A 22,521-nucleotide genomic window follows, 5' to 3' on the forward strand; every position below is an offset into this window, starting at 1 on the left:
TGTGTCGCACCAGTCCCGTAGCGTCCGCCGCCGGAGCACCCTCCGTGCGCCGTCAGCACCACCGCCGTGACCTGCGGCTCCGCCTCGCCCGCACCACGTCCCCCTCGCACGCCCCACGAGAAGGCCCGATGTCGCAGCAGAGCAGCCCCACCGCCACCCTCCCCGACGAGGAACAGGCCACGTTCGTCCCGCCGACGCACCGCGAGATCGTCACGATCCTCGGCGGCCTGATGATCGGCATGTTCCTCGCGGCGCTCGACCAGACCATCGTCGCGACGTCCATCCGCACCATCGGCGACGACCTCAACGGGCTGTCGCTGCAGGCGTGGGTCACCACGGCCTACCTGCTCACGGCGACGATCTCGACGCCGCTGTACGGCAAGCTCTCCGACGTCTACGGCCGCAAGCCGTTCTACATGCTCGCGATCTCGCTGTTCGTCGTCGGCTCGCTGCTGTCCGGCACCGCCGACTCGATGTACCAGCTCGCGATGTACCGCGGCCTGCAGGGCCTCGGCGCGGGCGGCCTCATGGCGCTCGCCATCACGATCCTCGGCGACCTCGTCGCCCCGCGTGAGCGCGCCCGGTACCAGGCCTACTTCCTCGCGGTGTTCGGCACGTCGTCGGTGCTCGGTCCCGTCATCGGCGGGTTCTTCGCGGGGGCCGACGAGATCCTCGGGATCACCGGCTGGCGGTGGGTGTTCCTCATCAACGTGCCGATCGGCATCGTCGCCATCATCGTCATCGCGCGGGTGCTGCACCTGCCGCCGCTGCGCAAGGTCCAGCACCGCATCGACTGGCCCGGCGCGCTCGCGCTCGTCGTCGCCCTCGTGCCGCTCCTCGTCGTCGCCGAGCAGGGCCGGCTGTGGGGCTGGACGTCGACCCGCTCGATCAGCTGCTACGCGATCGGCGTGCTCGGCGTCGTGCTGTTCCTGCTCGCCGAGCGGTACGCGAAGGGCGACGCGATCCTGCCGCTCTACCTGTTCCGCAACCGCACCTTCTCCGTGGGCGCGGCCGCCAACACGATCATCGGCCTCGGCATGTTCGGCGGCCTCGCGACGCTGCCGCTGTACCTGCAGATCGTCAAGGGCCAGTCGCCGACGCAGGCCGGGCTCACGCTCATCCCGTTCACCGTCGGGATCATGTCCGGGTCGATCATCGCGGGCCAGACGACGTCGCGCACCGGCCGCTACAAGGTGTTCCCCGTCGCGGGCACCACCCTCATGGCCGTGGGTGCGCTGCTGTTCGCACAGCTCGGCACCGACTCGGCGTTCGCGGCCATCTTCGGCATCTCGGTCCTGTTCGGCCTCGGCCTCGGGTTCACGATGCAACCGCTCGTGCTGGCCGTGCAGAACGCGGTGCCCGTGCGGGACATGGGCGTCGCGACGTCGTCGTCCCTGTTCTTCCGCCAGATGGGCGGCACGCTCGGCACCGCCGTGTTCCTGTCGATCCTGTTCTCGACGGTCGGCGACAACATCCAGCGTGCGTTCCAGCGGCTCGCGCAGACGCCCGACTTCCAGGCCGCCGTCGCCGACCCCGCCGTCCAGGCCGACCCGGCGAACGCCCCCGTGCTGGACATGCTCCACGGCACCGGCGGCAGCGTGCCGTCGCTCGACGACTCGTCGTTCATCAACAACCTCGACCCACGGCTCGCCCGCCCGTTCCTCGACGGGTTCTCCGAGTCGGTCGACCTCGTGCTGCTCATTGCCGCGTGCGTCATGGTCGTCGGGATCGTGCTGACGTTCCTGCTGCCCGAGCTGCCGCTGCGGAACGTCTCCGGCATCCAGGGCCGTGCCGCACAGGACGCCGAGGACGCCGCGGCGGCCACCGCCGCCGGTGCCACGGCCGCCGGTCCTGCCCCGGCCGCCGCGACGGCGGTCGGCGGCGTGGCCGCGGTCAACGCCGACCAGGACGCGGTGGCGCGCAGCGGGACGGACTGAGACCCGCCCGGCAGGTCCACGACAGACCCGGCCGGGGGTCACGTCCGCGACGGCTCGCCCGGGCCCGCCGCGGGGTGAACCCTGGCCGGGTCGGCGTCGTTTCTCCCAGTGACGGCGCCGTGCCGTCGACGAGGAGGCCGACATGTCCCTGACCGAGAGCACGCCGACCGACGCACATCCCTTCACGCCCGGGCACCATCCGTCCGGCGGCCACGACTGCGCAGGCTGCCTCGACCGCCGTCAGGTGCTCGTCCGGGCCGGTCTCGCCACGATGGGGGTCGCCGCCGCCGGCGTCCTCGCGGCGTGCAGCAGCTCGTCCGGGGGTGGTGGCGACGCGTCGCAGGCGCCCCCCGCCGCCGACGGGTCGCTGGCCCAGCTCGCCGACATCCCCGTCGGCGGTGCGATCTCGGCGCAGGACGCCGACGGCAAGCCGATCCTGCTCACCCAGCCGGAGGCCGGCACCGTGGTCGGCCTCTCGGCGATCTGCACGCACCAGGGCTGCACTGTCGCGCCCGACGACAAGGACCACCAGCTGGCCTGCCCGTGCCACGGGTCGACGTACGACCTCGAGGGCAAGAACACCGGCGGCCCCGCACCCTCACCCCTGCCACCCTTCGACGTGCACGTCACGGACGGTGCCGTCTTCGCGGGAAAGGCCTGACCCATGACCACGTCGACGACGACACGCACCACCTCGACCTGGCACACCGGACCGACCGCCGTGTCCGACGTGGTCCGGGGCCTCGCGGCCGCGTGCGTCATGCTGTCCGCCGTCGTGCACCTCGACCTGTGGGCCGGCGGCATGAAGGCGCTGTCCGTCGTCGGGCCCGCGTTCCTGCTCAACGGGGTCGGCGGGATCGTGCTCGGCATCCTGCTGCTCGTCTGGCGGCACTGGCTGCCGCTCGTCGGCGCGATCGGGTTCGGCCTGGCGACCCTCACCGCGTTCGTCATCTCGACGACGCCGAGCGGGTTCTTCGACGTGCACGAACGCTGGACGGGCATCCCGGTGTGGCTCGCAGCGGTGTCCGAGGCCGGGGCGATCGTGCTCGGGGTCGTCGGCCTGCTCGTGGAGCGCCCGGCCCGCACCTGACCGGTCCGCCTCTCGCCCACCGCTCGCGGTCGGCGGCTCGAACGGCGCCGACCGGCGTCATCCCTGCGCGTCGCCGGTCGGCGTCCTCGTCGGCCGGGAACGCGCGCGGCCGCCGGTCGGCACCCAGGAGACCTGCCCGGGTCAGCTCGGTTCGCGGCCGATCCGCCGGTAGTACGCGGCGGCCGCCTCGTCCATCGTCGTCCGCGCCGCGATCTGCTCGGCCCGCGAGGGGCGACCGACGTACGGACCGCGCCCCCGTCCGGCAGCCAGCCACGCGACCTCCTCGAGGAAGGCGACCCGGGCGACCGCGAGGTCGGCACCGGCGGTCACGACACGCTCCTCGCCCATGTCGCGGTAGCGGACCTCGTAGCCCGCCTCACCGTGCACGAGGACGACGAGCTCGCTGCCGAACGACGCCGGCACTCCGTGGACGGAGAAGTCCACGCCGTGGACGTACCCGAGGCGCTCGCACTCCTCGACGATCGCCAGCAGCTCCGGCGCCGGGGGCGGGACGGCCGACGTCATGCGCTCCCCTTCGGCATCGCACCCGACACGTCAGGCGTCAGCCCCAGACGAGGCCCTGGGCCGGCTCGGCGAGCGTCGCCGCGACGTCCGCGAGCACCCTGGCTCCCAGCTCACCGTCGACGAGCCGGTGGTCGAAGGACAGCGCGAGCTGCGTGACGTGCCGCGGCTTGACCTTCCCCTTGTGCACCCACGGCTGCTGCCGGATCGCCCCGAACGCGAGGATCCCGGCCTCGCCGGGGTTGAGGATCGGTGTGCCCGTGTCGATGCCGAACACGCCGACGTTGGTGATCGTGATGGTGCCGTCGGCCATGTCGGCGGGGCTCGTGCGGCCCGCGCGAGCCGTCGCGGTGAGCTCGGCGATGCCCTTCGCGAGGTCGAGCAGCCCGAGCCGGTGCGCGTCCTTGACGTTCGGCACGACCAGCCCGCGGGGCGTCGCGGCGGCGATGCCGAGGTTCACGTAGTGCTTGTAGACGATCTCCTGGTTCGCGTCGTCCCAGCTCGCGTTGATCTCCGGGTGGCGCCGCACCGCGAGGATCAGGGCCTTCGCCGCGATGAGCAGCGGCGTGACCCGGACGTCGGCGAACTCCCGGTCGGCGCGCAGACGCTCGACGAGCTTCATCGTGCGCGTGACGTCGATCGTCTGGAACACGGTGACGTGCGGCGCGGTGAACGCGCTGGTCACCATCGCCTCGGCGGTGCGCTTGCGCACGGACTTCACGGGGACGCGCGTCTGGCGGCCGTCGCCCGAGACCGTTCCCGTGGCGAGCCACGGCAGGTCGTCGCCCGGGTACGTGGCGAGCGTGCGGGCCTCCGCCTGCGAGGCGCGCTCGAGCACGTCCTCGCGGGTGACGATGCCGCCGGGACCGGTGGGGTTCAGCGAGTCGAGGTCGACGCCGAGCTCGCGCGCGAGCTTGCGGACCGGGGGCTTGGCGAGCGCGTGGCGGGACGACGCGGGCGTCGCGGCCGTTGCGGGCGTTACGGCCGTCGCGGCCGTTGCGGCCTCGGTCGGGGCGGCGGACTGCTCGCCGGCGCGGGGCCGACGGCCGGCGCCGGGCTCCGCGAGGCCGTACCCGACGAGCACGGACTCCCGGGCGGGCGCGGCCGTCAGGCCCGCCGCGGCGGCCACGGGCGCAGCGCCGGCGAGGCCTGCCGCCTCCCGGGCACCGCTCGGGGCGTGCCCGGCGAGGCCCGCCGCGGCCTCCTCCTGCGGTGCGCGGCCGACGAGGCCCGCGGCGGCGCGTGCCCCCTCGCGGCCGGACGGTGCGGACGGTGCGGACGGCGCGGCGGGCGCGCCCGACCCGGCCCGGCCCGCGGGGGCGGTCGGCGTGCTCACCCGGGCCGCCTCGATCTCGTCGGCCCCGCCCGGCTCGACGCCCTGGTGCCGGCGCCCGTTCCCGCGGTGCCCGTGCTCGATGGCCCCACCGTGCTCGGCGCGCACCACCTGCTCGGCGGCGTCGGGGGCCCCCGGCTCGGGCGCGGCACCGGACGGGTCCGTGTCGATCTCGATGATGGGCGTGCCGACGTCGACCGTCTGGCCGGGCTCGACGAGGATCGCGCTGACGACACCGCTCCACGGGCACGGCAGGTCCACGAGCGACTTCGCCGTCTCGATCTCGACGATCGTCTGGTTGACCTCGACGGTGTCCCCGACGGCCACGTGCCACGCGACGATCTCGGCCTCGGTCAGGCCCTCGCCGGCGTCCGGGAGCGGGAACTGCTGGTACGTCGGCACGTGCGATCTCCTCGGCAAGGTGCGGGGGCGGGTCGGTCAGGCAGGGAGCCTGCGCCGCCTCGCCGGGGGTGGTGGCGAGGCGACGCAGGAGCCGTCAGAACGCGAGTGCGCGGTCGACGGCGTCGAGGACCCGGTCGAGCCCGGGCAGGTAGTCGTGCTCGATCTTCGCGACCGGGTAGGGCGCGTGGAACCCGCCGACGCGCAGCACGGGCGCCTCCAGGTGGAAGAAGCACTCCTCGGTGATCCGGGCGGCGACCTCCGCGCCCGTCCCGTACAGCACGGGCGCCTCGTGCACGACGACGCAGCGGCCGGTCCGCCGCACGGACTCGGCGACGGTCGCGGTGTCCAGCGGCGACAGCGCGCGCAGGTCGACGACCTCGATGCTCGTGCCCTCCTGGGCGGCGGTGTCGGCGGCCTTGAGCGCCGTCTGCACGGTCGGGCCGTACGCGACGAGCGTGACGTCGGTGCCCGCGCGGACGACTCGCGCCTTGTCGAGCAGCTGCCCGGCCGGTGCGGCGTCGAGGTCGACGTCGCCCTTCTCCCAGTACCGGCCCTTCGGCTCGAAGAACAGCACCGGGTCGGGCGAGGCGATGGCCTGCTGGATCATCGCGTACGCCTCGACGGGGCTCGACGGGCTGACCACCCGCAGGCCGGCCGTGTGCGCGAACAGCGCCTCGGGCGACTCGCTGTGGTGCTCGACGGCCCCGATGCCGCCGCCGTAGGGCACGCGGATGACGACGGGCAGGGTGAGCCGACCCTTCGAGCGGTAGTGCATCTTGGCGAGCTGGGTCGTGATCTGGTCGAACGCCGGGAAGATGAACCCGTCGAACTGGATCTCGCACACCGGCCGGTACCCGCGCATCGCGAGCCCGATCGCGGTCCCGACGATCCCCGACTCGGCCAACGGGGTGTCGACGACGCGGTCCGCGCCGAAGTCCTTCTGCAGCCCGTCGGTCACCCGGAACACGCCGCCGAGCTTGCCGATGTCCTCGCCCATGAGCAGCACCCGGTCGTCCTGCTCGAGCGCCCGGCGCAGGCCGAGGTTGATCGCCTTCGCGAACGTGAGCCGCTGCACGCCGCCGGGCGTCTGGTCCGTCGAGCGCGGGGCCGCGACGTCGGTGGTCGTGCTCATCGGTGGCTCCCCTCGCCGGCGCGGGCGCCGTCGGCGAACGACGCCTCGTACTGCTCGAACCAGACCCGCTCACCCTCGACGACGGAGTGCGGGGTGGCGTACACGTGCTCGAACATCGACGCGGGCGACGGGTGGCCCATCCCCCGCACGGTGGTCCGGATGCGCTCACCCAGCGCGTCCGCCTCGGCGGCGAGCTCCTCGACGAAGGCCGTCGGCAGCTCGCCGCGCTCCTCGAGGTGGGTGCGCAGACGGTCGATCGGGTCGCGCAGCCGCCAGGACTCCTCCTCGGCCGACGAGCGGTACCGGGACGGGTCGTCGGACGTGGTGTGCGCACCCATCCGGTAGGTGTAGGCCTCGATGAACGTCGGGCCGCCGCCGGACCGGGCCCGCTCCAGCGCCTCGGCCGTGACGGCGTACGTCGCGAGGACGTCGTTCCCGTCGACCCGGACCGACGGGACCCCGAACCCGGGTCCGCGGTCGGCGAGCGGCACGCGCGCCTGCTTCGTCGTCGGCTCGGAGATCGCCCACTGGTTGTTCTGGCAGAAGAACACGACGGGCGAGTTGTTGACCGCGGCAAACACCAGCGCCTCGCTGACGTCGCCCTGCGACGTGGCTCCGTCGCCGAAGTAGACGACGACGGCGGTGTCACGGTCCGGGTCGCCGGTACCGACAGCGCCGTCGCGCTGGACGCCCATCGCGTACCCGGTGGCGTGCAGCGTGTGCGAGCCGATGACCAGCGTGTACAGGTGGAAGCCGTGGCCGACCGGGTCCCAGCCGCCGTGGTCGACCCCGCGGAACAGGCGCAGCACGTCTGTGAGGTCGACGCCGCGGGTGTGGGCGACGCCGTGCTCGCGGTAGCTCGGGAACACGTGGTCCTGCGCGGCGAGGGCGCGGCCGGAGCCGATCTGCGCGGCCTCCTGGCCGAGGCCCTGTGCGAACAGGGCCAGCTCGCCCTGACGCTGCAGCGCGGTCGCCTCGGTGTCGAAGCGGCGGACCAGGACCATGTCGCGGTACAGGCCCCGCAGCGCGTCGGCGTCGAGGTGGGCGACGCGGGCGTCGTAGTCCGGGTGGGACGTGCGCTCACCGGCGGGGGTGAGCAGCTGGACGAGGCCGTCGTCGGTCAGGGGGCCGGTGCTGTGGCCGGTGATGCCCACGCGGATCTCCTTCGCGTGCCGCGGCCGGGGCCGCTCCGGGGTGGTGCCGGTCGGTGGCTCGCTCCCCCGCGACGTCGTCGGCCGGGGGCCGGAGGGGCGAACCTACGTCAGCGTAGGCTACGCGACCGTAGGTTTCTGCAGAACCCCGCGCACAATGCTCGACGAAGCCGGTTGTGGGGTCTCTACAGGCACGACGAGGGAGCCAGGCCGAACCTCGCAGGCGCGTCGCCCCCGCGCCTGGGTCGAAGGTCCCAGGCGTCGTCGCAGGTCAGAAGCCCGGGACACACCGCCGACCCGGAACGCCGCCGCCGCGAGGACCGGCGAGCACCTGCGCAGGTCAGCGCGGCGAGGAGTCCGCCGCGACCTCGAGCAGCAGGTCGGTGGCCTCGGGCTCCCCGACGCTGATCCGCACCCCGTCGCCGGCGAACGGCCGCACCAGCACCCCGGCCCGCGCCGACCGCTCGGCGAACGCCGACGACTGGTCGCCCAGGGCGAGCCACACGAAGTTCGCCTGGCTGTCCGGCACCGTCCAGCCCTGGGACCGCAACACGTCGAGCAGGCGCGCGCGCTCGACCACGATCTTGTCGACCCGGGTCATCAGCTCCCGCACGGCCCGCAGGGACGCGAGCGCGGCGAGCTGCGCGACGTGCGAGACGCCGAACGGCGTCGACGCCATCCGGATGCCCGCCGCCAGCCGAGGCCGCGCGACCGCGTACCCGACACGGAGCCCGGCCAGCCCGTACGCCTTGGAGAAGGTGCGCAGCAGCACGACGTTCGAGTGCTCGGCGAACGCCGCGAGCCCGTCGGCCGCGAGCGGGTCGCGGACGAACTCCACGTACGCCTCGTCGATCACCACGAGCACGTCCTTCGGGACCGCGGCGAGCAGCTCGGCGAGCTCGTCGGCGTGCACGGCGGGACCGGTCGGGTTGTTCGGGGTGCACACCAGGATCACGCGGGTCCGCGGCGTCACGGCCGCCGCGAGCGCCGGCAGGTCCAGACGACCGTCCGCACCGACCGGCACGGGGACGCCGACCGCGCCGGCCAGCGTGATCGCGATCGGGTACGCCTCGAACGAGCGCCACGGCATGACGACCTCGTCGCCGCTCTCGCACACCGCCTGCAGCACGTGCCCGAGCACGGCGACCGACCCGCACCCCGTGACGACCGACTCCGGCGCGACGAGGATCGACGCGGCGATCGCCTCCGTGAGCTCGGTCGCGTACATGTCCGGGTAGCGGTTGATGTCGACCGCGGCATCCGCGACGGCCGCCACGACCGACGGCAGCGGCGGGTACGGGTTCTCGTTCGACGAGAGCTTGTACGCGGCGGCCCCGACCGGGACGCGAGCCCCGGGGACGTACGGCGGGAGGTCGGCGAATGCCCGGCGGAGGGGGACGCGGCTCACCGGGACAGCATGCCATCCCCGCGTCGGGCACCCCCGCCCTGCCTGACGTGCGGCGTGGCAGGATCGCGCCATGGCTTTCGTGCTTCGCGTGCTCATCAACGGCGTCGCGATCTGGCTCGCGACGCTCATCCTGTCCGGGCTGGAGATCATCGGCGGGGACTCGAACTGGGAGACGGCCGGCATCATCCTGCTGATCGCGCTCGTGTTCGGGATCGTCAACGCGATCGTCAAGCCGATCGTCGCGTTCATCTCGATCCCGCTGTACATCCTCACGCTCGGCCTGTTCACGCTCGTCGTGAACGCGCTGATGCTGATGCTCACGGCGTGGATCACCGAGCAGACGTCCTGGGGCCTGCGCATCGACAACTTCGGCACCGCCGTGCTGGGCGCGCTGATCATCTCGGTCGTCAGCTTCGTTCTCTCGGTGCTGATCCCCGAGAGCCGCGACTGACCGCTCGGCGCTCGCGGCGTCGCTCACGGTGACACCGGCTCGAGGACCGGGCGGATCGTGGGCGGCCGGGGCAGGCCGGTCGCGGGGTCGTGACGGACGAGGTCGGGGTCCCGGGTCGCCTGGAACTGGAACGTGGTGGCCGTGGTGCCGTCGGGTCCGAGCACGTCGGTGAGCACGTCGTGGAACGCCCGCAGGCCCGGGTTGCCGCCCATCGCCTCGTACCCGCCCTTGACGGACTCGACGTAGGTCACCAGGCTGTGCGCCGCCACGGGGTCGGGCTCGACCCCGCCGGCCGTCACGGGAAGGTTCCGGCCGAGCACCACGACGTCGTCGGACCCGTCGTCGGGCTTGCCGTCGGTCTGCGGCACCGCGTCCTCGTCGTGCCGGACGTGCAGGACCGCGACACCCGTCGGCACCGTGACGGGGATGTCCGGGGAGCCGGCGGCGACGATCGCACGGACGTCGAAGAGCCCGACCGCGAGCGCCGCGACCTTCTGCGCGACCATGCCGCCCTGGCTGTGCCCCGCGATCGCGACGGGCTCGTCGGGCGGGATGCCGGCCCGGCGCATCGCCTCGATCACGGCCGTCGACATGTCGTCGGGCAGGCCCGCCTCGAGGCGCAGGTTCGTGGTCATGTCGGTGGGGGCGTCGGCATTGAAGTGCGACGACTCGGTGCCGGGGATCTCGACGGCCCAGCTCCGGCTCCCGTCGGGGTGGTCGAGGCGCTGGACCGTGATGACGCCGTACGGCGCTCGGTACGTGCTGCCGACGCGGCGCAGCAGGTCGGCGGCGTCGCGCGGGGCGGCGAGCTGCGGCGGGTCGTCCCGGGTGAGCACGACCGTCGGCCCTGCGTCCGGGAGCAACGACGCGATCGCCCGGGCGACGAACGGGACCGCGTCGCGGGGCGGCAGCCCGAGGTGCCCGCCGACGGCCACCAGGTAGCGGGCGAGGACGTCGAGGGCGAGCTCCGCGCGGCCGTCGGCGACGAGCCGGCCCGGGGCGAGGTCCTCGCGGAGCACCCGGAGCAGGGCGTCGGGGTCCCGGTCGCGCAGCGCGACGAGGACGGCGTGCAGCGAGGCGCCGTCCGCGAGCAGGAGAGCTCCACCCACGACCTGCGCGGCGGCGCCGGCCGCGCCGAGGATCCCCGCCGAGCCGGTGACGACGGCGTCCGCCTCGAGCGCCGACCGGACCAGCCGGTGCACCCAGGACTCCGCGTCGTCGTAGTCCTGCACGACGTGCCGGAGCCGTCCGGCGAGGTCGCGCAGGTGGTCGGCGGTGCGCGCCGGCGAGGCCGTGCCGGTCCGGGTGGCGGTCAGGGCGTCCACCGCGGCGGACGCCTCCGCGTGGTGCTGGATCAGGTGACCGACGGCGACCTGCCGGGCGACGTCGAGCGTGGACGACGCGTCGTCGAGCCGTCGGGCGGCCGTCTCCAGGGCGCGTGCCGCTCGTGCCAGCTCGTCGAGGTCGGCCCGGGTCGGTCCCCGGCCACCGACGACGTCGTACCCCGTCCCCCAGTCCGGGGCGGGCGTCACCGGGCACCCGGCCGTCACCAGGTCCACGTCCCCGGCACGGGCCCACCGCCGACCACCAGGTCGAGCGCCGCGACCGGGACCGTGGCCCTCTCGACGCGCGCCCGGACGGCCGTCGTGCTCGCCGCGGCGTCGTCGAGCGCGGCCCGGTAGCGGTCGGCGGCGACGGAGACCCACGGCACCTGCTGCGCGACGGCGATCGCGTGCCGGGCGGCCTCGACGTCGTCGAGCGCACAGGCGAGGAGGGGGCTGGTTCGTGGCATGGCGGAGACGGTAGGGAGGCCGTCGACGAGCCGGCGCCCGGACGTGCCCGACCGGTGCGCGACCGACGGCGGCGCAGGGCTGTGGGCGCCTCGGCGCACGCCGCACCGCGACCACCGGGCCACGACCACCGCACCGCGACCACCAGGCCGCGACCAGCGGGCCGCCCTCGGCCCCACCGCTCTACCGCCGCTGCCACCACGACTCGGCGGGCCGCGACCGCACCAGCCCGGCCGCCAGCATCGCCCCCACGATCGCCACGACCCGCAGCACGTCCCCACCCGCCAGCGTCGCCCCGGACAGCACGACCGCGCCGACCGTGAGCACCTGCGCCCCGGCCTGCACCCACGCGACGTCCCGGAGCATCGCCCCGAGCACGGCGACCTCGACCCGCGCGTGCGACGACGTCCGCGCCGCCACGGCCGCGCACCACAGGACGAGGTGCACCAGCAGCACGAGCGCCATGAGGGCGATCAGCGGCGGCGGCTGCGTGAGCAGGACCCGCAGGCCGACGAGCCCGACGAGCAGCCCCGGCAGCACGGCACGCGGCCGGACCGCGGTCGCCACGACGAGCACCGCGAACCCGCCCACGACCACCGGTGGCGGCGGTGCCCCGGTCGTCGTGAACGCGACCAGCACGAGCAGCCCACCGAGCACCCCGAGCGCGGCACGCACCCCGACCGTCGAGACGCACGCCCCGAGCCGGACGTCGACCTCGGGCGCGACGGGAGCGCCGGGCCGCAGCCTCATCGCGCCCCCGCCCCCGCCCGTCGCCGGGCACCTCGGGCGAGCGTCGCGAGGGCGACCTCGGGGGCGTCACGCCAGGTCACGACCTCGACGTCCCGGTCCGCGAGGTCCGCGAGCCGGTCCTCGCGGGCGAGCGAGATGAGCCGGACGGCGATGCGCTCGCGGTCGCCGAGGTGCCGCACGTGGAGGGTGGGCAGCACGTCGACCGCGAGGACCCGGTGGCCGAGGTGCCGCCACTGCGCGGCCGCGAGCGCCGCCTCGTCGTCGAGGAACGTCGAGAACACGGCCACGAGTGCACCGGACGGCAGCCGCGGTGCACGCAGGCGCACGGCCGGCTCGCCCTGCGGCTGGGTCACGGCGAGCGCGTGCCGGATCCGGTCGAGCTGGCGCCGCCCGCCACCGGGTGGCAGCGGCCGGCGGCGCACGCCCAGGTCGTCGAGGCCGACGCGGTCGCCCTGGCCGAGGAAGGCCTCCGCGACCGAGGCGGCGGCCCCGCGTGCGAGGTCGAGCGACGTCGGGTCCTGCGCGCGCGGCGGGTTCGAGCCGCGCCACGTGAGCGGGTCGGGGCCGACGTCGTCGCGCGAGTCCAGCACGAGCACGACGACGGCCTCCGCGAGGGCGTGCTCGCGGCGCACGTACAGCTCGCGCAGGTCGGGCGCGCGGCGCGCGGTGACCCGCCAGTCGACGCGGCGCAGCCGGTCGCCGGGGGTGAACGGGTGGACGTCGCGCAGGCCACCGCCCTCGCCGGGCCGGCGGGACTCGTGCGCGCCGGTCAGCCCCCGCAGGCGCGGTGGCAGCGGCAGGGCGCCGAGCGCCCGGCGCGCGGGCAGCACCACGGTCTCGCGCGCCACGGGCCGGGTCGGGACGGAGACGCTCGCGGCCCCCGCGCCGATGCCCTGGGCGTCGACCGTCGCGACCTCCTGCAGCCCCGTCCGGACGGTCCGCACGAGCAGGGGCAGCCGCCGGGTCCCGCGCACGGCGACGAGCACCTCGCCCAGCTCGCGCCCGCCGCGGCGCACGCCCACGAGCACCCCCGGGACGTCGTCGGGCGCGCCCACCTCGACCACGGACTCGATCTGCCCGGGCGTCGGCACGCCCGAGGACGCGGCCAGCCGCACGGACACGTCGGCGGCGGGTCGTCGACGCCAGTCCCACACCCCGGCCACGAGGGGTGCGGCCCCCAGCACCGCGACGTCCGCACGCCCGGTGAGCGCACCGCTGACGAGCAGCAGCGCCCCGACGGCGACCGAGCCGGCCGCCGCCCGCGTCCGCGGCCAGCGGGTGCTCACACGACGTCCCCGACGGGTGCGTGCCGGGTCGTCGTCGGGCCGGCGACGCGGCGCAGCATGTCCTCGACGAGGCGCTGCGGCGCGAGCCCCGCGGCCCACGCCTGCGGCGTCAGGGACAGCCGGTGCGCGAGCGCCGGGACGGCCACGGCCTTGACGTCCTCGGGGGTGACGAAGTCGCGGCCGTGCAGGACGGCCAGGGCGCGCGCGACGAGCACGAGCGCCTGCGACCCGCGCGGCGAGGCGCCGATGTCGACGGCCTCCTCGGCGCGCGTGGCGGCGGCGAGGTCGACGCAGTACCGCAGGATGTCGTCGTCGACGTCGACGGCCTCGACGCCGGCCTGCATGCGCAGCAGCGTCGCGGCGTCGACGACGGTCCGGACGGTCGCGACCTCCTGGCGGCGGGCGAGCCGCCGGGAGAGCACGTCGACCTCCGCGTCCGGGCCGGGGTACCCGACGGCGAGCCGGACCATGAACCGGTCGAGCTGCGCCTCGGGCAGCGGGTACGTGCCCTCGTACTCGACCGGGTTCGACGTGGCGACGACGTGGAACGGGTCGGGCAGCGGGTACGTCCGGCCGTCGACCGTGACCTGCCGCTCGGCCATCGCCTCCAGCAGCGCGGACTGCGTCTTCGGGGCGGTCCGGTTGATCTCGTCCGCGAGCAGCAGCCCGGCGAACACCGGCCCGGGCCGGAACTGGAACGACGTGGTCGCCGGGTCGAACACGGACGACCCGGTGATGTCCGACGGCAGCAGGTCGGGCGTGCACTGGACCCGCCGGAACTCCAGCCCGAGGGCCGTCGCGAGCGACCGTGCGGCGAGCGTCTTGCCGAGGCCCGGCACGTCCTCGAAGAGCACGTGCCCGCCCGCCAGCACCGCCGCGAGCGCCGTCTCCAGGGGTCCGCGCATCCCGACGACGACCGTCGCGACCTCGTCGAGCACGGCCCGGCCGCGCTCGGCGACGTCGGGGACGGACAGGGGGGCGACGGTCATGGGGTGCTCCCGGGGGTCGTGGTGCGGCGGGTGCCGAGGGCTTCGAGGACGTCGAGGGTGTGCCGGACGTCCGGCAGCGTGGGCAGGGGCGAGGAGTACCGGGTGAGCGTGGCGAACGCGCGCGGCCCGACGAGCTCGCGGACGGCCTCGTCGTCCTGCGCGGCGCCGAGCCGCAGGCCGTGCCGGGCGAGCCGGGCCGTCGCGACGACGCGCAGCCGGCGCAGCACCCACTCGCCGACCCGCTTGTCCCGACCGACCATCGTCCAGGCGAGGTCCTGCACGTCGCCGCGCACGCCGTGCAGGCGCGGCTGCGGGGGGCGCGCCCACCGCGGCTCCGGCTCCGCGTCGATGCGCAGCAGCACGACGACGAGCGCGGCACCCGCGAGCCCGACGAGCACCGGCGACCACGACCGCAGGCCGCCGAACCAGGACCCGCCGGCGAGCAGCGCGAACGCGGCGACCGGCTGCCAGCGCCGCTCCCACCACGGCATCGGCGCACCCGCCCGCGCCGGCGGGGTCATCGGTGCGCCTCCTCGCGGCGGCTCGCGAGCCCGTTCGCGATCGTCGCGAGGCTCGTGCGGGCCCGTGCGACGTCGCGGGCCGTGAGCGGGTGCCGGCTGTACCGGGCGGCCAGGTACAGGTCGAGCAGCGTGCGGGTGGCCGTCGGGTCGGCGCTCGTCGCGTCGAGCACCTCGACGGTGAACTCGGTGGCCGTCTCCGCCCGGTCGCGGACCAGCCCGCCCGACGCCGCCGCGTGCTCCAGCGCGACCCACGCGGCGATCACGGCGTCGCCGGGCGGCTGCTCGTCGTCGAGCTCCTGCGTGGCCCGCCGGACGCCGTCCTGCATCGCGGGGACCCAGCGGTCGGCGGTCTCATCGACCGCCTCGGCCGGCGGGGAGTGGTCCACCGACAGCGGCTGGAGGTGCGCACGGAGCAGCCGGGCGAGCCACCGGACGAGCACGAGCAGCAGGACGACGACGACCACGGTGAGCAGGACCAGCACGACGAACGTGACCCACGGTGGTGCGGTCCCCTCGTCCGACGGCGTGAGCGGGGCGAGCGAGCGCGGCCCGAACGCCCTCGACCGTGGGCTCGCGGCCGTCGGGGCGGGCAGCGCCACCTCCCCGCCGTGCTTCACGTCGAGCGACCACGGGCCCGAGGCGGCGGCGGCCAGGACTGTCACCACGACGAGCGCGCCGACGCCGAGGACGGCGGCCGGCAGGCGGCTGTGCTGGGCCACGACGCTCCTCGGACGGACGGTCGAACCGGGCTCGTCGGACCCGGGCATGCGGCCAGGCTACTGACGCCCGACCCACCCGCGGACCGCCGCGACGGGGCCGGTCGGGGCTCTGGGATGATGGGCGCATGGCCTCCCCCGACGTGACCGCCTCCTCCGCCGCGCCTGCCGCCGCGCCCGCCCGCGTCCGTCTCGCCGAGGCCACCCCGCCGATCGCCCTCGGCCCCCTCGACGGCCGGTACCGCGCCGCGGTCGCCCCCCTCGTGGACCACCTGTCCGAGGCGGCCCTCAACCGCGAGCGGGTGCACGTCGAGGTCGAGTGGCTCATCCACCTCACGTCGCACGACGTGGTCCCGGGCGCGCCGACGCTGAGCCCCGCCGACGAGCAGTACCTGCGGGACGTCGTCGCGACGTTCGGGCCCGACGAGGTCGCCGAGCTCGCCGAGATCGAGCGCGTCACCGTGCACGACGTGAAGGCCGTCGAGTACTTCCTCAAGAAGCGGCTCGCCGACGCCCCGTCCGTGCTCGGCGGCACGGTGCTCCCCGACGTGGGCGAGCTCGTGCACTTCGCGTGCACCAGCGAGGACATCAACAACCTGTCGTACGCGCTCATGGTCCGCGGCGCGGTGCAGGACGTGTGGCTGCCCGCCGCGACGGCGCTGGTCGACGAGGTCGCCGCGCTCGCGCACGAGCACAAGGACGTCCCGCTGCTCGCGCTCACGCACGGCCAGCCCGCGACGCCCACCACGCTCGGCAAGGAGCTCGCGGTCCTCGCGCACCGCCTGCGCCGCCAGCTGCGCCGCATCGCGTCCGACGAGTTCCTGGGCAAGATCAACGGCGCGACCGGCACGTACGGCGCGCACGTCGTGGCCGTGCCCGGCGCCGACTGGCCGGTGGTGAGCCGCACGTTCGTCGAGCACCTGGGCCTGACGTGGAACCCGCTGACCACGCAGATCGAGTCGCACGACTGGCAGGCCGAGCTGTACGCGGACGTCGCCCGGTTCAACCGGGTGCTGCACAACCTCGCCACGGACGTGTGGACCTACATCTCCCGCGGGGTCTTCATCCAGGTCCCCGTGGCCGGCGCGACGGGCTCGTCGACGATGCCGCACAAGGTGAACCCGATCCGGTTCGAGAACGCCGAGGCGAACCTCGAGCTGTCGAGCGCGCTCCTCGACACCCTCGCGTCCACGCTCGTCACGAGCCGCCTGCAGCGCGACCTCACCGACTCGACCACCCAGCGCAACATCGGCCCCGCGTTCGGCCACTCGCTGCTCGCGATCGACAACGTGCGTCGCGGCCTGCGGGCGCTCAACGTCGACGCGGCGCTCCTCGCCCGTGAGCTCGACGAGAACTGGGAGGTGCTCGGCGAGCCCGTGCAGTCCGCGATGCGCGCCGCGTCCGTGGCGGGAGTGACGGGCATGGAGAACCCGTACGAGCGGCTCAAGGAGCTCACGCGCGGCCGCCGGCTCACCGCCGACGACATGCGGGTGTTCATCGCGGGGCTCGGGCTGCCCGACGACGTCGCGGCACGGCTGTCGGCGCTGACGCCCGGCTCGTACACGGGGCTCGCGGCGGAGCTCGTGGAGTACCTGGAGGCCTGAGCCGGCGCGGGGCGCCGAGCGGCGGCCCTGACGCCGTCCGGACGCGCCCTTCGCAGGACGTCGGGGCGCCTCCGGGCGCGCCCCTCCGAGGACCTCGGGGCGCCTTCCGGGCGAAGTCGGACACCCGATCGGGCTATTCGGACAAACTTCGCTGTGGCAGGCTGCTCGACGTGGTCCAGAACCGCCCAAGCGCAGGTCATGGGACCACCCGCGTACCAGCACTGCACGTTGGTGAAGCGCTTCGATAAGAACGCTCTCATAGGCACTGACCTGCGCGTTCACTCGAAGGGGTGAGGCAATCTGGACAGATGCCCTGGAAACGCTGCACAATCGTGCACCGATCCGTCTGGTTCCTCCGGTTCCATCCGATCTCGGCGCAAGGATGCCCATCGTGACCCTCATGCAGAAGGCCATCACCCCGGCACTGACCAGGGCGATCCTCACGGCAGGCCATGACCGCGTGGCGGGATACGTGGTGCGCGCGGAGGACGTCGCGTTCGCCACCACCCCTGCCCAGCTGTTCGAGGTCCACGGCCTCGGCTACTACGGCTCGCCGTTCAGCCCGTACGACCGCTCCATCGACGTCCTGCGATTCGAGTCGTCCCCGCAGCTCCAGTACCGCGACGTCCCCGGCTACATCCTCCCGTTGTGGTGGCTCCGCCACTCCCGCATCCCCCCGGGCGCGGAGCTCGTCCGCATCTACGACAACGGCTCGCAGACGCTGCTCGCCCGCTACGGCGACGTCGGCACCGGTTGGACCGTCGCGCAGCTCGGGGCCCCCCGCCCGGCGCTCGCGTCGCTGTCCCGCTGCGTCGGCCCGGTCGCCAAGTGGCACGGCGCGTACCTCGAGGCGGACGTCGTGGACGGCGGCCACACCGTCGTGATGGCGCTGGCGAACCCGCCGCTCGCGGAGACCGGCTTCCACCAGGCGCCCTCGGGCCGCTGGTACCGCCGGGTCGCCCGGGAGGACGTGACCGAGCTGTTCGAGCTGGACCTCACGGCCCGCTGGAACGGCCTGAGCGTCCGCGTCGTCGACCAGTGGCAGGACTCGCAGCGGTACGTCGTCGCCCGCATCTCGCACCTCGGCGACGACATCGACCGCGCCGAGAACCTGCAGCTCGACCGGGTCGAGGCGGGTGTCTACGAGGCCGTGGTGTACGCCGCGGAGCTCACGGACATCCAGACCAACCAGGTCGTCCCGCACACGTGGGCCCCCGGCCCCGCTGCCCACCAGCACCACGCGGTGCGCAGCTGACCGGACCCACCCGAACCAGGGGCACGCCAACGGCGTCGTGACCCCGCGAGGCGCGTGCCGGGCCTGGCCCTCCCCCCCGTCCAGGCCCGGCACGCATCTGTGTGAACGCTCACCGACCGACGCGGACGTCGGTCGGGCAAGCCGCGGGCGGCCGGCTCAGGCCGTCGGTACCGCCACGGCGGGGACGGGGATGGCCGCGAGCTCGGCCAGCGCCTCGGCGTAGGACGCGACGTCACCGCTGCGCGCCGCCTCCCGGGCCCGGACGGTCGGCCCGTGCAGCACCGCGCGGGCGCGGCGGCGCAGCGCACGCTCGTGACGCTCGTCGCGGCGCTCGTCGGGCAGGGCGTCGAGCTGCTCGGCGAGACCCCCGAGGACGCGCACGCGCTCGGCGACGACGGCAGGGTTCCAGTCGCGGACCCGCCGCTCGGCCTCCCACTCGTCGGCGGCCCGCGCGACGAGGTCCCGGGCCGTCTCGACCGCCGCGTGCTCCGCCGGGGCGTGCTCGGCGACGGTGTGCAGGCTGACCAGGCGGACACCGGGCAGCGACCGGACGCCCGGGTCGACGTCGTGCTGGAGCGCGAGGTCGACGACGGTGAGCGGCCGCTCGGAACCGGTGCGAGCGGCGGCAAGGGCGTCGACGCCGAGCACGGCACCCGCCGCTCCGCTGCACGCGACGACGAGGTCGACGTCGGACAGCTCGGCGGCGAGATCGGCACCGGCGGGCACGGACCGGACCCCGCGGGCGGCGGCGAACTGGCCGGCCCGGCCGCTCGGCGAGTAGACGCGGATGTCGGTGCAGCCGCGCGACTTGAGGGCGGCGAGCGACGCGCCCGCGTAGGAGCCGGTGCCGATGAGCACGCAGCGGACCTCGGACCAGGGGCCCAGGCCGTGCTCGGCGATGTCGAGCGCCACCCCGACGACGGACCGGCCGGTCGCGCCGAGGCCCGTTGCGGCCTCGACCTTGCGCGACACGCGGGACGCCGCCTGGAACAGGGACTCGAGCGACGACGTCGTGGTGCCGTCGCGGCGGGCGGTCGTCAGGGCCCGACGGACCTGCCCGGCGATCTCCCGCTCCCCGACGACCATCGACTCCAGCCCGCTGGCGACGCCGAACAGGTGGGCCCCCGCGTCGGTGCCGGTGAGGGGCCGAAGGTGCGACATGACCTGCTCGCGGGTGTACCCCGACCGGGCGGCGACGGCCTCCCCGGCGGCACCGAGGGCGGCGGCGGGCTCGTCCGTCTCCAGGTACAGCTCGAACCGGTTGCACGTCGCGAGGACGACGGCACCCGTCACGGAGGACGTCGCGCCCACGAGCTCGCGACCCACGGCGTGCACGTCCGACGAGAGACGCTCCAGCACGGTGAGGTCGAGGTCGTGGTGACTGGCGACGAGGGACAGCAGCACCACGCCCCGATTGAATCATCCCGACATTTGTCCGGCACAATCGAGCGGTGACCCTTCCTTCCGCGCACCCGCTCGTCGACGGCCGCACCACGAATTCTTCGCTGGTGCGCGCATATTCCGGTGAGCGTCCCGAGCGCCGCCCGGTGTGGTTCATGCGGCAGGCCGGCCGCTCGCTGCCGGAGTACCGCGCGGCCCGGGCGGGCACCGCGATGCTCGAGGCCTGCCTGACGCCCGAGCTGGCCTCCGAGATCACGCTGCAGCCGGTGCGGCGGCACGACGTGGACGCCGCGATCTTCTTCTCCGACATCGTGGTGCCGCTCAAGCTGGCCGGGGTCGACGTCGAGATCAAGCCCGGTGTCGGGCCCGTGATGGGCGCGCCGGTGCGCACGGCCGACGACGTCGCGCGGCTGCGGGACCTCGGACCCCTCACGGCCGAGCGGCTCGCACCGGTCTCCGAGGGGGTCGCGCTCACGGTCGACGCCCTCGGCACGACCCCGCTGATCGGGTTCGCCGGTGCGCCGTTCACGCTCGCCGCGTACCTCGTCGAGGGCGGCCCGTCCCGCGACCACCTCGCGGCCCGCACGCTCATGCACGCCGACCCGGCGACGTGGGCCGCGCTCACCGAGTGGGCGGCGGACGTCACGGGGGCGTTCCTGCGGGCGCAGGTGCTCGCGGGGGCCAGCGCCGCGCAGCTGTTCGACTCGTGGGCCGGGTCGCTCGGCCTCGCCAACTACACCGCGCACGTCGCGCCCGCGTCGGCCCGGGCCCTGGCGAGCGTCGCCGACCTCGGTGTGCGGAAGGTGCACTTCGGGACGGGCACGTCGGAGCTGCTCGTCGCGATGCGGGACGTCGGCGCGGACGTGGTCGGCGTCGACTACCGGCTGCCGCTGGACGAGGCGAACCGCCGGCTCGGCGGGTCGTCGCCGCTGCAGGGGAACATCGACCCGGCCCTGCTGGCCGCGCCGTGGCCGGTGCTGGAGGCGCACGTCCGGGACGTCGTCGCACGCGGGGCGGCCGCGCCGGGGCACGTGGTGAACCTCGGGCACGGGGTCCCTCCCGAGACGGATCCGGACGTGCTCACGCGCGTCGTCCGCCTCGTGCACGCGATCTGACGCCGTGGGGTCGCAGGTCGGCGACGGGGTGCGGGCAGAGAGCGCAGCGCGGGCAGACGACGCAGCGCGGGCAGACGTCGCGGCACGGGTAGACGTCGCCGGGACGACACCGCCGGAGGTGTGGGACGCGGTCGTCGTGGGCGCGGGCGTCGCCGGCCTGGTCGCGGCCCGTGAGCTCGCGCACGCGGGCCTGCGCACGCTCGTGCTCGACGGCCGCGACGCACCGGGCGGGTCGGTCCGCGGGCACACGGTCGCCGGGCTGTCGCTCGACGCCGGTGCCGAGTCGTTCGCGACCCGCGGCGGTGTCGTCGCCGCGCTGCTCGACGAGCTCGGCCTGACGGACCGGGTGTGCGCGCCGCAGCCGCACGGCTCGTGGGTGCACCTGCCGTCGGGTGACGGGCCGCTGCCCCGCACGGGCCTCCTCGGCATCCCGTCGGAGCCGGGTGCGCCGGACGTGCGCCGCACGCTCGGCGTGGTCGGCGCGTGGCGGGCCCGGCTCGACCTCGTGCTCCCGGCGCGGGTCGGCGCACGGGCGACGACGCTCGGGGGGCTCGTGCGGGCCCGGATGGGCCGGCGCGTCCTCGACCGGCTGGTCCGGCCGATCGTCGGCGGCGTGCACGCGGCGGACCCGGACGACCTGGCCGTCGACGCCGTCGCGCCCGGCCTGCCGGCGGCGCTGCGCTCGGAGGGCGGCTCGCTCGCGCGGGCCGTCGCGCAGGTCCGTGCGGCCGCGCCCGCCGGGAGCGCCATCCTCGGGATCGCCGGGGGCATGCACGTGCTCGTCGACGCGCTCGTCGCGGACCTGGCGTCCGCGGGGGCCGAGGTACGGACGTCCGCTCAGGTCACGGCGGTGGAGCACTCGACGGACGCATGGCGGGTCACGGTGGGGACGCGCTCGACGGGTGGGGAACCCGAGCAGCTCGTCGCCGCGCGGCTCGTGCTCGCCACGCCCGCGGCGGCCGACCTCCTCGCAGCGCTGACCGGCACCCCGGGCCGCGAGGCGCCGGGGACGGACGCCGGCGGGACCCGCCTCGACGCGGGCGCCGCCGTGACGCTCGTGACGCTCGTGCTCGACGAGCCCGCGCTCGACGCCGCCCCGCGCGGCACGGGCGTGCTGGTGACGCCCGCGGCGACGGACGTCCGGGCGAAGGCCCTCACGCACGCGACCGCGAAGTGGGGCTGGCTGGCGGACGCCGCCGGGCCGGGTCGGCACGTGGTGCGGCTGTCGTTCGGGCGCGCGGGGGACGACACCCCGCTGCCGACCGGCCGGGAGGCGCTGGTCGACCTGGCGCTGCGGGACGCGTCGACGCTCCTCGGCGTCCCGCTGCGCCCCGGGTCGGTCGTCGGGCACGCCGTGGTGCGCTGGACGGAGGCGCTGCCCCGGCCGAGCGCCGCCCACCAGGAGGCGGTCGCGCGCGTCCGGGAGCAGGCCGGGGCGCTGGCAGGGCTGGCGGTGTGCGGCGCGTGGGCCGCGGGCAACGGCCTGGCCTCGGTCGTGCCCGACGCCCGGCGGGCGGCCCGCTCGCTCGTCTGACAGGGCCGGTGGCGCACGAGAGATGGGTCACCTTTGTCGGCGGAAATGATCTGACAATGTGTCGCCATCGGGCACCGAGAATGGCGTGGGTCACATTTTCCGCACGTCGCTCCTGGATATTTTCTGACAGGCTG

At 75.1% G+C, this 22,521-nt stretch carries 21 protein-coding genes; 8 read left to right on the top strand and 13 right to left on the bottom strand.

What is annotated here, in order from left to right; all coding sequences use genetic code 11:
* Window positions 1–128 precede the first annotated feature (128 nt).
* The 3 genes from Cch01nite_RS13325 to Cch01nite_RS13335 all read left to right on the top strand — a co-directional run bounded on the left by Cch01nite_RS13325 (window position 129) and on the right by Cch01nite_RS13335 (window position 3,027).
* A complete protein-coding gene (locus Cch01nite_RS13325) occupies window positions 129–1,937 on the top strand; it encodes an MDR family MFS transporter (RefSeq protein WP_203755471.1) in 1,809 nt (602 codons plus the stop codon).
* Between the two features lie 142 nt (window positions 1,938–2,079).
* On the top strand, window positions 2,080–2,598 hold the full coding sequence (locus Cch01nite_RS13330; RefSeq protein ID WP_203755474.1) for a QcrA and Rieske domain-containing protein: 519 nt from the start codon (window positions 2,080–2,082) through the stop codon (window positions 2,596–2,598).
* Between the two features lie 3 nt (window positions 2,599–2,601).
* Window positions 2,602–3,027, top strand: coding sequence for a hypothetical protein (locus Cch01nite_RS13335; RefSeq protein WP_239070505.1), 426 nt, complete (start codon window positions 2,602–2,604; stop codon window positions 3,025–3,027).
* Between the two features lie 141 nt (window positions 3,028–3,168).
* On the opposite strand, the gene Cch01nite_RS13340 is transcribed toward Cch01nite_RS13335, so the two are convergent.
* The 5 genes from Cch01nite_RS13340 to hisC all read right to left on the bottom strand — a co-directional run bounded on the left by Cch01nite_RS13340 (window position 3,169) and on the right by hisC (window position 8,975).
* Window positions 3,169–3,552, bottom strand: coding sequence for a hypothetical protein (locus tag Cch01nite_RS13340; protein WP_203755477.1), 384 nt, complete (start codon window positions 3,550–3,552; stop codon window positions 3,169–3,171).
* Between the two features lie 37 nt (window positions 3,553–3,589).
* Window positions 3,590–5,284, bottom strand: coding sequence for a dihydrolipoamide acetyltransferase family protein (locus tag Cch01nite_RS13345; RefSeq protein WP_203755480.1), 1,695 nt, complete (start codon window positions 5,282–5,284; stop codon window positions 3,590–3,592).
* A 94-nt stretch (window positions 5,285–5,378) separates the two neighbouring features.
* A complete protein-coding gene (locus tag Cch01nite_RS13350; protein ID WP_203755483.1) occupies window positions 5,379–6,416 on the bottom strand; it encodes an alpha-ketoacid dehydrogenase subunit beta in 1,038 nt (345 codons plus the stop codon).
* The gene (pdhA, locus tag Cch01nite_RS13355) at window positions 6,413–7,570 is read right to left on the bottom strand and encodes a pyruvate dehydrogenase (acetyl-transferring) E1 component subunit alpha (protein WP_373309936.1); all 1,158 of its coding nucleotides are present in this window, start codon (window positions 7,568–7,570) and stop codon (window positions 6,413–6,415) included. Before pdhA ends, Cch01nite_RS13350 begins: the two co-directional genes overlap by 4 nt.
* Window positions 7,571–7,907: 337 nt before the next feature.
* On the bottom strand, window positions 7,908–8,975 hold the full coding sequence (gene hisC, locus Cch01nite_RS13360) for a histidinol-phosphate transaminase (RefSeq protein WP_239070508.1): 1,068 nt from the start codon (window positions 8,973–8,975) through the stop codon (window positions 7,908–7,910).
* Between the two features lie 70 nt (window positions 8,976–9,045).
* Between hisC and Cch01nite_RS13365 the strand changes: the two genes are divergently transcribed.
* Complete coding sequence (locus Cch01nite_RS13365; RefSeq protein WP_203755489.1) at window positions 9,046–9,426, top strand: phage holin family protein; 381 nt, start codon at window positions 9,046–9,048, stop codon at window positions 9,424–9,426.
* Window positions 9,427–9,449: 23 nt separating this feature from the next.
* On the opposite strand, the gene Cch01nite_RS13370 is transcribed toward Cch01nite_RS13365, so the two are convergent.
* The 7 genes from Cch01nite_RS13370 to Cch01nite_RS13400 form a co-directional block, all read right to left on the bottom strand.
* Entirely contained in the window at window positions 9,450–10,958 is a 1,509-nt protein-coding gene (locus tag Cch01nite_RS13370; protein ID WP_203755492.1) for an alpha/beta hydrolase family protein, read from the bottom strand.
* A gap of 14 nt (window positions 10,959–10,972) precedes the next feature.
* A complete protein-coding gene (locus Cch01nite_RS13375; RefSeq protein WP_203755495.1) occupies window positions 10,973–11,218 on the bottom strand; it encodes a hypothetical protein in 246 nt (81 codons plus the stop codon).
* Window positions 11,219–11,399: 181 nt separating this feature from the next.
* Window positions 11,400–11,966 (bottom strand): hypothetical protein, encoded by a 567-nt coding sequence (locus tag Cch01nite_RS13380; protein ID WP_203755498.1) that lies wholly within the window; start codon window positions 11,964–11,966, stop codon window positions 11,400–11,402.
* Window positions 11,963–13,252, bottom strand: a complete 1,290-nt coding sequence (locus Cch01nite_RS13385) for a DUF58 domain-containing protein (protein WP_203755515.1) — start codon at window positions 13,250–13,252, stop codon at window positions 11,963–11,965. Before Cch01nite_RS13385 ends, Cch01nite_RS13380 begins: the two co-directional genes overlap by 4 nt.
* Window positions 13,249–14,241, bottom strand: coding sequence for an AAA family ATPase (locus Cch01nite_RS13390; protein ID WP_203755518.1), 993 nt, complete (start codon window positions 14,239–14,241; stop codon window positions 13,249–13,251). Before Cch01nite_RS13390 ends, Cch01nite_RS13385 begins: the two co-directional genes overlap by 4 nt.
* Window positions 14,238–14,762, bottom strand: coding sequence for a hypothetical protein (locus Cch01nite_RS13395; RefSeq protein WP_203755521.1), 525 nt, complete (start codon window positions 14,760–14,762; stop codon window positions 14,238–14,240). The genes Cch01nite_RS13390 and Cch01nite_RS13395 overlap by 4 nt, the downstream gene beginning before the upstream one ends.
* Entirely contained in the window at window positions 14,759–15,529 is a 771-nt protein-coding gene (locus Cch01nite_RS13400) for a DUF4129 domain-containing protein (RefSeq protein WP_203755529.1), read from the bottom strand. Before Cch01nite_RS13400 ends, Cch01nite_RS13395 begins: the two co-directional genes overlap by 4 nt.
* 77 nt (window positions 15,530–15,606) lie before the next feature.
* Here Cch01nite_RS13400 and purB point away from each other — a divergent pair, with 77 nt between their 5' ends.
* Both purB and Cch01nite_RS13410 read left to right on the top strand, forming a co-directional pair.
* The gene (gene purB, locus Cch01nite_RS13405; RefSeq protein WP_203755531.1) at window positions 15,607–17,082 is read left to right on the top strand and encodes an adenylosuccinate lyase; all 1,476 of its coding nucleotides are present in this window, start codon (window positions 15,607–15,609) and stop codon (window positions 17,080–17,082) included.
* A 400-nt stretch (window positions 17,083–17,482) separates the two neighbouring features.
* Window positions 17,483–18,337, top strand: a complete 855-nt coding sequence (locus tag Cch01nite_RS13410; RefSeq protein ID WP_239070575.1) for a UCP033725 family protein — start codon at window positions 17,483–17,485, stop codon at window positions 18,335–18,337.
* Window positions 18,338–18,493: 156 nt separating this feature from the next.
* On the opposite strand, the gene Cch01nite_RS13415 is transcribed toward Cch01nite_RS13410, so the two are convergent.
* Entirely contained in the window at window positions 18,494–19,744 is a 1,251-nt protein-coding gene (locus Cch01nite_RS13415) for a glutamyl-tRNA reductase (protein WP_203755537.1), read from the bottom strand.
* 44 nt (window positions 19,745–19,788) lie between these two features.
* Between Cch01nite_RS13415 and hemE the strand changes: the two genes are divergently transcribed.
* Together hemE and Cch01nite_RS13425 are read left to right on the top strand one after the other, a co-directional pair.
* On the top strand, window positions 19,789–20,853 hold the full coding sequence (hemE, locus tag Cch01nite_RS13420) for a uroporphyrinogen decarboxylase (protein WP_203755540.1): 1,065 nt from the start codon (window positions 19,789–19,791) through the stop codon (window positions 20,851–20,853).
* Between the two features lie 118 nt (window positions 20,854–20,971).
* On the top strand, window positions 20,972–22,387 hold the full coding sequence (locus tag Cch01nite_RS13425; RefSeq protein WP_203755557.1) for a protoporphyrinogen/coproporphyrinogen oxidase: 1,416 nt from the start codon (window positions 20,972–20,974) through the stop codon (window positions 22,385–22,387).
* Window positions 22,388–22,521: the final 134 nt, after the last annotated feature.

The sequence above is a fragment of the Cellulomonas chitinilytica genome (assembly GCF_016862675.1).
In the GTDB taxonomy this organism is placed as follows: Bacteria; Actinomycetota; Actinomycetes; order Actinomycetales; family Cellulomonadaceae; genus Cellulomonas; species Cellulomonas chitinilytica.

Bases quoted from the DNA above. Each gene is read 5' to 3' on its own strand.
- purB (WP_203755531.1), top strand. From the start codon at position 15,607: ATGGCCTCCCCCGACGTGACCGCCTCCTCCGCCGCGCCTGCCGCCGCG.
- Cch01nite_RS13400 (WP_203755529.1), bottom strand. From the start codon at position 15,529: ATGCCCGGGTCCGACGAGCCCGGTTCGACCGTCCGTCCGAGGAGCGTC.
- Cch01nite_RS13335 (WP_239070505.1), top strand. From the start codon at position 2,602: ATGACCACGTCGACGACGACACGCACCACCTCGACCTGGCACACCGGA.
- Cch01nite_RS13330 (WP_203755474.1), top strand. From the start codon at position 2,080: ATGTCCCTGACCGAGAGCACGCCGACCGACGCACATCCCTTCACGCCC.
- Cch01nite_RS13390 (WP_203755518.1), bottom strand. From the start codon at position 14,241: ATGACCGTCGCCCCCCTGTCCGTCCCCGACGTCGCCGAGCGCGGCCGG.
- Cch01nite_RS13325 (WP_203755471.1), top strand. From the start codon at position 129: ATGTCGCAGCAGAGCAGCCCCACCGCCACCCTCCCCGACGAGGAACAG.
- Cch01nite_RS13340 (WP_203755477.1), bottom strand. From the start codon at position 3,552: ATGACGTCGGCCGTCCCGCCCCCGGCGCCGGAGCTGCTGGCGATCGTC.
- Cch01nite_RS13410 (WP_239070575.1), top strand. From the start codon at position 17,483: ATGCAGAAGGCCATCACCCCGGCACTGACCAGGGCGATCCTCACGGCA.
- Cch01nite_RS13375 (WP_203755495.1), bottom strand. From the start codon at position 11,218: ATGCCACGAACCAGCCCCCTCCTCGCCTGTGCGCTCGACGACGTCGAG.
- Cch01nite_RS13395 (WP_203755521.1), bottom strand. From the start codon at position 14,762: ATGACCCCGCCGGCGCGGGCGGGTGCGCCGATGCCGTGGTGGGAGCGG.
- Cch01nite_RS13350 (WP_203755483.1), bottom strand. From the start codon at position 6,416: ATGAGCACGACCACCGACGTCGCGGCCCCGCGCTCGACGGACCAGACG.
- Cch01nite_RS13365 (WP_203755489.1), top strand. From the start codon at position 9,046: ATGGCTTTCGTGCTTCGCGTGCTCATCAACGGCGTCGCGATCTGGCTC.
- Cch01nite_RS13380 (WP_203755498.1), bottom strand. From the start codon at position 11,966: ATGAGGCTGCGGCCCGGCGCTCCCGTCGCGCCCGAGGTCGACGTCCGG.